This is a genomic window from Vibrio ezurae NBRC 102218, assembly GCF_000467185.1.
In the GTDB taxonomy this organism is placed as follows: Bacteria; Pseudomonadota; Gammaproteobacteria; order Enterobacterales; family Vibrionaceae; genus Vibrio; species Vibrio ezurae.
Genome location: NZ_BATM01000059.1, coordinates 20,244 through 30,460, shown reverse-complemented (window position 1 = coordinate 30,460; position 10,217 = coordinate 20,244). Strand labels below are relative to the sequence as shown.

At 44.1% G+C, this 10,217-nt stretch carries 9 protein-coding genes; 2 read left to right on the top strand and 7 right to left on the bottom strand.

Going from position 1 to position 10,217, the window contains the following annotated elements; genetic code table 11:
* Positions 1–129: 129 nt before the first annotated feature.
* Together VEZ01S_RS15990 and matP are read right to left on the bottom strand one after the other, a co-directional pair.
* Positions 130–429 (bottom strand): DUF3634 family protein, encoded by a 300-nt coding sequence (locus VEZ01S_RS15990; protein WP_021715092.1) that lies wholly within the window; start codon positions 427–429, stop codon positions 130–132.
* A gap of 22 nt (positions 430–451) precedes the next feature.
* Positions 452–901 (bottom strand): macrodomain Ter protein MatP, encoded by a 450-nt coding sequence (gene matP / locus VEZ01S_RS15985; protein ID WP_021715091.1) that lies wholly within the window; start codon positions 899–901, stop codon positions 452–454.
* Positions 902–1,121: 220 nt separating this feature from the next.
* Between matP and VEZ01S_RS15980 the strand changes: the two genes are divergently transcribed.
* Complete coding sequence (locus VEZ01S_RS15980) at positions 1,122–2,759, top strand: S16 family serine protease (RefSeq protein WP_021715090.1); 1,638 nt, start codon at positions 1,122–1,124, stop codon at positions 2,757–2,759.
* A 67-nt stretch (positions 2,760–2,826) separates the two neighbouring features.
* Complete coding sequence (gene fabA / locus VEZ01S_RS15975; RefSeq protein WP_021715089.1) at positions 2,827–3,357, top strand: bifunctional 3-hydroxydecanoyl-ACP dehydratase/trans-2-decenoyl-ACP isomerase; 531 nt, start codon at positions 2,827–2,829, stop codon at positions 3,355–3,357.
* 183 nt (positions 3,358–3,540) lie between these two features.
* Here fabA and rmf read toward each other — a convergent pair whose 3' ends face one another.
* The 5 genes from rmf to rlmKL form a co-directional block, all read right to left on the bottom strand.
* Complete coding sequence (rmf, locus tag VEZ01S_RS15970; protein ID WP_021715088.1) at positions 3,541–3,714, bottom strand: ribosome modulation factor; 174 nt, start codon at positions 3,712–3,714, stop codon at positions 3,541–3,543.
* A gap of 213 nt (positions 3,715–3,927) precedes the next feature.
* Complete coding sequence (locus VEZ01S_RS15965; protein ID WP_040891257.1) at positions 3,928–5,922, bottom strand: DUF3466 family protein; 1,995 nt, start codon at positions 5,920–5,922, stop codon at positions 3,928–3,930.
* Between the two features lie 6 nt (positions 5,923–5,928).
* Entirely contained in the window at positions 5,929–7,854 is a 1,926-nt protein-coding gene (locus VEZ01S_RS15960; protein ID WP_021715086.1) for an ABC transporter ATP-binding protein, read from the bottom strand.
* Positions 7,832–8,071, bottom strand: a complete 240-nt coding sequence (locus VEZ01S_RS15955; RefSeq protein WP_021715085.1) for a glutaredoxin family protein — start codon at positions 8,069–8,071, stop codon at positions 7,832–7,834. The genes VEZ01S_RS15960 and VEZ01S_RS15955 overlap by 23 nt, the downstream gene beginning before the upstream one ends.
* A complete protein-coding gene (gene rlmKL, locus VEZ01S_RS15950) occupies positions 8,068–10,209 on the bottom strand; it encodes a bifunctional 23S rRNA (guanine(2069)-N(7))-methyltransferase RlmK/23S rRNA (guanine(2445)-N(2))-methyltransferase RlmL (protein ID WP_040891256.1) in 2,142 nt (713 codons plus the stop codon). Before rlmKL ends, VEZ01S_RS15955 begins: the two co-directional genes overlap by 4 nt.
* Positions 10,210–10,217: the final 8 nt, after the last annotated feature.

The following is a 10,217-nucleotide window of genomic DNA, read 5'->3' as shown; positions in this document are numbered from 1 at the left end:
GGTTTGCGGGTACATTCGACACATCTGAGGCTTATATTTTATCTATGCTTGCTTGTAATTGCCTTGTTGATTCTCATAATGCAGTGCTCTTTGCTGAACTGATTGAAGCTTTAGCACTGCTTCATTCTTCTAACGCTTTTTATTGTTTGCTTTTGAACCTGGTAATGCGCTACGTAAAGTATGACGTGTTTTATTCGGAACACCTTTGGAGAACTTCACGCGATATTGTTTTCTTGATTGGTACACTTTAACGGTGCCATCAAATGGATGCTGTTTGACAATTTCTTTGCACTTATGGAGAAACATCTTATCAACCTTCCCGGAATGAGAACTCACTTGACCGTCTTTAAAGACCAATTTCATTTTCGGTTTGTCGTAAAGCACAATCGCAAAAATTAATGCCGCAGCAATTAACATGACGTACAACATGCTTGTCTCCTACAAATAAGGGTTAATCAGATAAAAGTTTATTGAGATCTTCTTTTAAAAGGTTCACTTTTTCGCTGGCTTTCTCACTGCGCTGAGCCTCACTGAGTAGATACTCAATGGCATCGGATAAAGTGCAGCCCAACTCGTTTGCTCGATAAGAGAGTTTTTCCCAAACGCGATAGTCTAAATCGATGGATTTCTTCCGCGTGTGAACTTGTTCAGCATTAAAATGACGCTTTCTTTTGGCGCGAATCGCTTGTTTGAGTTTATTATCAAGCTCCATGGACATATGGTGATTAATCCACTCTAACACTTGCACAGGTTCGTGCTCTATAGCTCGTAAAAGTTCAACAGCGGCGGCATCAGCACTACTGTCAATATGACGAGTAATTGTCTCTCCTTCCTTCCACTTTTTGATCAAGTAGTTCCACTTCCAACCACATTCTAGGTTTTCTAGCTGTTGATATTTCATGAGTTAAGGTGTTAAGTCCATTGATTAAAAACATACAGTGACAGCGTAACCCTGAAGCGAACATTTGACAATAAAATGGGTTTCAATATTTGGGATAAAGCACAAAATGATGCAAGGTTGCGCAAAATGACACATCAACCAAGTGTAAATTGACTATTTTTCGGGTTATCTTTTATAACCTTAGGTATACTAGCGGCATAGTATATTTTAGTAAGTATTTATGAAATCCATAGATTGGCAACTCGCTACGCCCCAGCATGAAATCGATTCAAGTCGCACATTGTTTCAATACACTGAAACCCCTTTTATTTCGCTACAACCACGTCTAGAAGCAACGCTTAAGCGGTTTGTTGTTCTTGGAAATAGAGCACCATTGCTTGCGATTAACAGTTCGGACACCGTGTTGTCTCGCAGTGAAATTACCTCGGTGTTGTCGTCGTTAACTGACTTGCCGGTATTGCATAGCGAAACCTTGTCTGCGGAAGAGTTATTCGGTAGTTACACTGTCACCAACACTGGTGAGCTACAATCGTCTATCGGTTTGCTTGAGCAACAACACTGCGGTTACTTGGTCATTTCAGCAAATGCTTTGTTGGTACAGCCAACCACGCTGTTGGCAATACGTTCACTGCTCGCAGGTGAAGCCGTTTCAAAAGTACGTTCAGGTCAAAATGGCTTTGCAGCGAACCAATGCTTTACTAGCTCAGTACGAGTCGTTGTGGTGGGCGATCGTAGCCAGCTTGCCGATCTTGACTATTTGGACCCTGCCTTCTCTTCTTCACACACTATGTTCACTGAAGTTGAAATGGATATGCGTATCGACCCTAACACTGCGACAGCCTATTTAGGCTATGTCGCCAATGTCGCGCGCCGTGCACAATTACCCGATATGTCTCCTGCCGCTATTGATAATTTCTTGACCGCTGGCGCTCGTGTTTGTGAAGAACAACACTTTGCACCATTATCCTCATCGTGGATACAATCTTTATTGACCGAGGCGGCGATCGAATCCAACTCAAACTGCATTGAGTCTAAACACATTGAAGCGGCTTTAGAAGCGCGATACTACCGAGAATCTTACCTACCTAATCGTGCACTGGATGATATTCTTGACGGACAAGTCCTGATTCAGACTGAAGGCAAACAGGTCGGCCAAGTCAACGGACTAACGGTGATTGATATACCGGGGCATCCTGTATCTTACGGTGAGCCCGCTCGTATTTCGTGCGTCATTCATTTTGGTGATGGCGACGTTTCTGATGTGGAACGCAAAGCGGAATTAGGGGGTAACCTGCATGCAAAAGGCATGATGATCATGCAGGCGTTTTTAAGCAGCGCACTTGATTTAGATGAGCCGTTACCTTACTCCGCTTCTATTGTTTTTGAACAGTCATACAGCGAAGTGGATGGCGATAGTGCATCATTAGCCGAACTGTGTGCGTTTGTTAGTGCGTTATCCGGTTATGAAATTAAACAAAACATTGCGGTAACGGGTGCGGTTGATCAGTTTGGTCGCGTGCAGGCTGTAGGCGGACTTAATGAAAAGATTGAAGGCTTTTTCTATGTATGTGCCCATCAAGGGTTAACGGGTGAACAAGGCGTTATCTTGCCAAAATCAAATCTACGCCATTTATCTCTACATAAAGATGTTGTCGATGCCATAAAGCAAGGCAAGTTTCATATTTGGAGTGTAGAGGATGTTCACCAAGCACTGCCTATCATTACAGGACAACAATTTAGCGGTGACTGCGAAGATACAATCCTTAATAAGATTGCGGAGCGTATCGATAGACTTAATCAGCATGATTTAGGTGAAACTTTGTTTGAACGCCTAAAAAGAATGCTGTTTAAGGACTGATCGGAGTTGTAAGTACTATACTGCATCACATAAGATGCAGGTTCAAAAATTCTGGAGACTCAATACAATGCAACAAAAACCTTGCGATATCGCAAACTCATATGATCGTGATGACCTATTAGCATCAAGCCGTGGTGAACTATTTGGTCCTCAAGGCCCACAACTCCCTGCGCCTAACATGCTGATGATGGACCGTGTGACTAAAATGTCGCAAACCGAAGGTGAGTTTGGCAAAGGTCTTATTACTGCAGAATTAGATATTACTCCAGACCTATGGTTTTTTGATTGTCACTTCCCTGGTGACCCAGTAATGCCTGGTTGTCTTGGACTTGATGCCATGTGGCAATTGGTTGGTTTCTTCCTTGGCTGGATTGGCGGCGAAGGTAAAGGACGCGCATTAGGTGTAGGTGAAGTTAAATTCACCGGCCAAGTATTGCCAACCGCGAAAAAAGTGACTTACGAGATTCACATGAAGCGCGTTGTAAACCGCAAACTGGTTATGGGTATGGCTGATGGCCGCGTTCTAGTTGACGGTAAAGAAATCTACGTTGCTAAAGATCTTAAAGTGGGCTTATTTAAAGATACTTCTAAGTTCTAAGTTCAGTTACAGAACGACTTTTTCCAAAGCCACGATATTTATCGTGGCTTTTTCGTTTTCTCCCCTATTGAATAGGTATTATGCGAAGGAAGGTAATGTATGTGTTTCTGTTGTCTAACTATATTCAGTTATAGTGCATTAGAAACATAAAAACAAACCCCAATATGGGGTCTGCTCCTAAGGTTATTTATAAAGACCGGACTCTACGTCACCTTTCGCGTCTCGCCAACCTCCCAACCATTGTGATTTAGCGTCTGTCTGTTGATATGGGCAAGTATCACTTGAGCGACCATTAAGCCCCGCTTTATAACCTTGGGACTGTGCTCTCTCAAGACGGTCGCGTTTTTGTCTCTTCATAGTTAAATCCTCTAACCTTTCGATAAACAAATGGGTAAATTACCTTTTACTTCCAACAAACGGCTGTTGAACTGCGAAACTCTACTGGTACTCGCAAGATAAAAAATACCCTTTATAAGACTCGTTCAAAAATGAACTTTTCTCAAGGTTAAAAAAAGGACAATATCCAATTTGTGATATTGTCCTTAATTCGCTTATCTTGGCTTTAAAGCATCACTGCTTTTTTAAACGTCGACGCAACCCTATTAATCCCAGTAATCCCAACATCCAAGGACCGATACTCCCACCTTGTCGAGATATTTCTTCCTGAGCAACACTTCGTGGTGTAATAGTAGCCGTAGCCTTATCATCGTTGAGATCGACAGTAGGAACTAGTTTGACCGCAACAATGGTTTCAACACCTTGACCTTCACCACAATATGCATTGTGACCGGTATTATCGTACCCACCGGCACAATATAAGGCAGTAGCCGAAATTTCACCTTTATCGTTAATATCTGATGCAGCAATCACTCGATAATGGTTATTTGTGCCACTCACTTTTTCATCATTGGTTAAGTCATCAAGCCACCAAGCACGGTTCTCAAACAATTTACGACGAGCAACATGAGTACCCTCAAAATCGTAAGGGTTGATAAACCCTCTGTGTCGACGCTGTTTACCGCCGTATTCACGTGCAGTTTCAGCATCAATGGTGCCTACAATTTCATTATAGTTATTTACCGCTTTTGCTTCACCACCAGACCCTCTGAAGAAAATAGATTCTCCCGTATCAACAAGATAGGTAGCAGCAGGAGTATCCTGACTCGCATCGGCTACAAACATTCGATTCGCTGCCGCGCCATTTTCAGGAATGTAGCCACTACGCTTAGACTCACCAATAACGAGCAAGTTATTGTTAATATCGGTCGCTTTAGTGTTCGAGTAAATGTAGTCACTACCACTCTTAACACGTGCGTTATTAATAAATACGGTCTTCCAAGCGTCCGGCTTAGTAATATCAAATGCACCGCTGTCTTCATCAGGGTAGAATATGGCCGCTTGCATCATTAAGTTATTGTCATCACGGTCAGTATTATAACCGACTAAAATAGGCTTACCGTTATACTTCGTTTCGTCTGGATTAGTACCATCTTCCTTTGGAATCAGCGTATTGTCAGGTACTACGGCGCCACGAACACTAGACATATAAGACTTTTCATCTCGAAGCCCAGTTTCAGCGTCATCGTTTTTAGTATTTGACCACTTGCTCACAGCAACACCAGCATCCGGTGTTGCTATATCCCACACAAAGCCCTTGGTTGAAAAAGCAAAGTTTTGACAGTTGCTACTCGCGCCAGGATCATCGATTGCAACACCGCCGCTGAAACACTGTCCTAAATCACGTCCGTCATAGTCTTTACCACTATCACTATAGTCAAATGGAGAAACTGAGGCACTCCCGACAACGTAAGTTTTATTTTCATAGCTAAAAGAGTCAAATGCCATAGTACGGCCCATTTTAGTGACAATGTCACTGATAGGACTGGTGCCATCTAAAGCCAATTTAGGTGGTAACAACAAATCAGTTCCCACAAACCCACGTTCTCTAAAGGCTAGACCATAGTGCCCAAAGTCATAGTAACCACTACTGGTACTACCTATAACCTCGCCATCAACGCTGAATTTATTGACCACTACATCATTTGATTTGGCCACCCATTGACCGCCACCCGGTTTATATTCGGACGAAGGCTCAGTAGTAAACAACTGACTAGATGAACCTGTTGCTGTGTTATCAGCGTTCGCGGGATAAACCGTTAGGAAGCTATTAGCATTGGCTTGGTAGTTATTAAAATAATACGCTTCACGTTCGCGCTCTAAACCACCTTTATCATTAATTCCTTGCCATTCACGTTCCGCCCAGTTTTCACAACTGTTATAACCAAGTTGTTGATAACAGTAGCTTTCAAGATCGTACCAATCGACATAGGTAAACGTATTATCAACCCCAAAAGGCGCTTCATCACGAAATGGAATGCCGTCAGTACCATCGCGGGTATCACCAGCCACATTACCGTTTTCGTCAATGGCACTTGCATAAGACTCGATCCCAAGATTACTTGGAACAGCCACTGGTACAACATCATAAAGGTTGGCATTAGCGCCATACGAAGCCATAACCAAACTGGCTACGGCTGAAAGTTTAAAGATACGACTACGGTTCAAAATCTATTATTCCTGCTGCATTGCTTCAAGCTCTTCCCAGCGCTCAAATGCTATTTCTAGTTCCTGCTCCTTGGAAGCTAACTCCTCAAGCACAGGCTGTGTTTCCTCTACAGGAAGAGAGAAAAAAGCCGAGTCATTGACTCGTTCCTGTAGGCTTTCAATATGTTCTTCGAGTTGTTCTAGAAGTTGTGGTAGCGATTCTAACTCACGTAACAACTTATACGACAACTTTTTACTGTTATTGCGACTTGGTTTGCTACTTGCTTTTTTAGTTGCTTTATCTGTAACCACTACGTCACTTTTGCTTGCCACAAATTCCTGACGAGAGGCTTTCACTTGAGCGCGCTGCTGCTGCGCATCATGGTAACCGCCAACGAACTCCTCGATGCGACCATTACCTTCAAAAATCCAACTCGCCATGACCGTATTGTCTACGAACTCACGGTCGTGACTCACTAAGAGTAACGTCCCCTGATAGTTGGCAAGCAAATCTTCCAAAAGTTCCAATGTTTCGATATCTAAATCGTTGGTTGGTTCATCTAAAACCAATAAATTGTTCGATTTAAGGAAAATTCGCGCCAATAACAGACGGTTTTTCTCACCGCCAGATAAGGCTTTTACCGGAGAACGGGCACGTCTTGGTGAAAATAAGAAATCTTGTAAGTAACTGAGCGCGTGACGCTCACGTCCGCCCACAGTAACCTCTTGTTTACCATCCGCTAAGTTATCAATAACGGTTTTTTCAGGATCAAGCGCTTCACGATATTGGTCAAAATAAGCAATTTCGAGCTTGGTACCGCAATGTAAACGCCCGGTGTCGGGTTTAATGTCGCCTAACATCAGTTTAAGCAAGGTACTCTTACCACAACCGTTAGGGCCGATCAGAGCCACTTTATCGCCACGCATCACTGAGAAGCTAAAGTCGTCAATAATGGTTTTACCGTCAATAGCGTAGCTAATATTCTCCGCTTCAAAGACGATTTTGCCACTGCGAGTGCCGTCATCAATCTGAATGTTCGCCTTACCCTGCACTTCAATGCGATCTTTACGCTCACGACGCAATTGTTTTAGTGCTCTGACGCGTCCTTCATTACGCGTACGGCGCGCCTTGATGCCCTGACGTATCCAAGTCTCTTCTTGAGCCAGTTTCTTATCAAATTCGGCGTTTTGCGCTTCTTCAACGCGAATCGCTTCTTCTTTATCGATGAGATATTGCTGATAGTTGCCTGGGAATGAAGAAAGCTTGCCTCTATCGAGATCGACAATACGTGTTGCCATGGATTGGATAAAGCTTCTATCGTGCGAAATAAAGATGATTGAACCGCGGAAATCCTTCAAAAAGGTTTCTAGCCATTCAATGGTGGTCACATCAAGGTGGTTGGTTGGCTCATCCAGTAGCAATACATCAGGATCGCACACCAAAGCGCGTGCTAACGCCGCTTTACGTTGCCAGCCACCGGATAAATCGGTTAGTAAAGTATTCGCATCCAGTGCCAGCGCTTCCAACACATTGGTGATGCGGCTTTCAAAACGCCATGCACCGCTATGATCAAGGGTTTCTTGAACCTTGGATAAACGATTAATGTTCTTTTCGCTTGGGTCTTCCGCCACGAGATCCAACAGATCTTGGTAGATCTTAAGCTGTTTACCAATTTCAGCTAAGCCTTCAGAGACGTATTCATAGACAGTGCCCTGTTGATTACGCGGTGGATCTTGTTCTAAGCGCGAGATAACCACATCTTGAGTTATCTGCATATTGCCATCGTCCATCTGCACGCTGCCTGCAATCACCTTCATTAAGGTGGATTTACCTGCACCGTTGCGTCCCACGAGACAAACACGTTCGTTTTCTTGTAGCTGAAAATCAGCGTTATCCAGCAGTGGGATATCACCGAAAGCCAATTGACCATTATGAATGGTAAGTAATGCCATTATTGTCTAACCATTGTTGTAATTGTTGTAAATCGAAGGGCCAGTTGAGTTCTTGATTATTATATTGAACTACAGGTATCGTGACACCGTAACGCGCAAACAAGGCGTCATCAAAAGCAATGTCGATAACCTGTGGTTCAATGCCAACTTGGCTGAGCAAGGCATACGCTTGCTCGCAAAGATGGCACCCTTCGGTACTGTACAGAGTTACTTTCACTCTGTATCGCCTGCCAGTGTGACTAACCAGCAGTTGTGGATGTGCTTGTTACGCGCAAAATCCAGCGGCAGTGTCTTGTCTGAAATATTCTGTGCTCGTAACCCAAGCTCCGCTAGCCCTTCCATATCCATTTTAAACTGACGTTTATTGTTGGAGAACACAATCGTGCCCTGTGGACGTAGCAAGCGTTTTAGGTGCGTCATAAGCTGAATATGGTCGCGTTGAATATCAAAAGTTTGCTTCATACGCTTTGAATTAGAAAACGTTGGTGGATCAATAAAGATCAAATCATACTGACCGGTTGCCGTTTCAAGCCACTGTAAGCAGTCAGCTTGAATAAACTCATGTTGTTTACCCTTAATGCCGTTAATAGCTAAGTTTTCTTTCGCCCAATCAAGATAGGTATTCGACATATCAATAGTGGTGGTCGACTTAGCGCCGCCAACCGCTGCATGTACCGTGGCACTGCCCGTATAAGCAAATAGGTTCAAGAAATCGCAACCTGCCGCCATTTGACCAATTTTACGGCGCGTCAGTTTGTGATCCAAAAACAGGCCCGTATCTAAGTAATCAAACAAGTTAACTTTAAGGTTAACGCCATATTCAGACACTTCCATCTGATGCGATTTTTGCGCCAGTTTCTGGTATTGATTAGTGCCCTTTTGTCTTTGACGAACCTTGAGTACCACATTGTTCGCTTCTACGCCCGTCACTTGAATGCTGGCGCGAATGATGTCAGTAAGACGACGCTTGGCCGTCTCCGGATCGATGGTTTTAGGCGCAGCGTATTCTTGAATCACTAAGTGACCTGGATACACATCGATAGCCACATTGTAATCAGGCAAGTCCGCATCATAGATACGGTAGCAATCGAGTTGCTCGCGTTTCGCCCATTTGCCAATCTTAGCGATGTTCTTTTTCAGACGGTTGGCAAAATCAGGGGCTACCACAGCTTCTACAGGCTGTGAGTCATTGCCGTTTGTTGTCGCTCTTGGCTTATCAGAAATGCCGTAGTTCTTTTGTAGACAGTTTAGCGCGCCGTTATTTACTTTATATTGCTTATCAGCACGCATGCGCAGACAGCTCAATAGCTCGTCAGAGCTTGAGAAAATAGACGCATTCCAACCGCCAAACTCCGCTTTTAACTGGGCGCCAAACTCAGAATACAGCGCAATCAAGCCCGGCTCGGTGCTTAGTCGCTCACCATAAGGAGGGTTACAAATAATAGAGCCTGTACCTGCGTCTTTAGGCGCAGTAATACGAGTCGCATCACCAAGTCTAAAGTCGATTAAACCGTCAATTCCGGCGCGAACGGCGTTCTTCTTAGCCGTTTCCAACACTCGCGGATCGTTATCATAGCCAATCACCGGCACATCAAATTTGTTGATGCCGCGACGACCAACCACTTTCGCCTCAGATTTCACTTCAGCCCACAATGCGTAGTCAAAGTCTTTTAGGTTCTCAAGGCTCCAGTTAGTGCGTGCATGACCCGGCGCTACGTTGGCAGCCAGCATTACCGCTTCAATCAGTAACGTACCCGAACCACACATTGGATCGATAAGAGGCGATTGAGTATCCCAACCACTGCGCATAACAATAGAGGCCGCCAGAGTTTCACGTAAAGGTGCACGACCGGCTTCAGTACGGTAGCCACGCTGGTTAAGACCTTGGCCGACCATATCGATGCCCAGTATGGCGTCATCTCTGTGTAGACGAACATGAATGCGAAGATCGGGACGATCTTTGCTGATCTCAGGTCTTGGTAGGTTTGCTTTAGTGAAAGTATCCACAATCGCATCCTTAACCTTCATCGCGCCATATTGGCTATTACGGATCTGGCCATTGGTACCGTTGAAGTCAACAATAATCGATTTGCCTGCATCAAAATGGTTCTGCCAACGAATCGACATACAAGAAAGGTATAAATCCATGTCATCTTGACACTTAAACTCAGACAGAATTCGCACAAATCGAGACGCGGTTCGACAAGATAAACACGCTCTATAGATCTGTTCTAGGCTCGCCTTAAACCGCACGCCCGCTTGTACGGGTTTTGGGTTTTCAATTCCCAATTTATTAAGTTCTTCTACCAATAGATTTTCTAAGCCATTGGCCGTTACGGCAAGGTATTGATGCATGTTAATCA

Coding starts and splice junctions, on each gene's coding strand:
- VEZ01S_RS15980 (WP_021715090.1), top strand. CDS start 1,122: ATGAAATCCATAGATTGGCAACTCGCTACGCCCCAGCATGAAATCGAT.
- rlmKL (WP_040891256.1), bottom strand. CDS start 10,209: ATGCATCAATACCTTGCCGTAACGGCCAATGGCTTAGAAAATCTATTG.
- fabA (WP_021715089.1), top strand. CDS start 2,827: ATGCAACAAAAACCTTGCGATATCGCAAACTCATATGATCGTGATGAC.
- VEZ01S_RS15990 (WP_021715092.1), bottom strand. CDS start 429: ATGTTGTACGTCATGTTAATTGCTGCGGCATTAATTTTTGCGATTGTG.
- rmf (WP_021715088.1), bottom strand. CDS start 3,714: ATGAAGAGACAAAAACGCGACCGTCTTGAGAGAGCACAGTCCCAAGGT.
- matP (WP_021715091.1), bottom strand. CDS start 901: ATGAAATATCAACAGCTAGAAAACCTAGAATGTGGTTGGAAGTGGAAC.
- VEZ01S_RS15960 (WP_021715086.1), bottom strand. CDS start 7,854: ATGGCATTACTTACCATTCATAATGGTCAATTGGCTTTCGGTGATATC.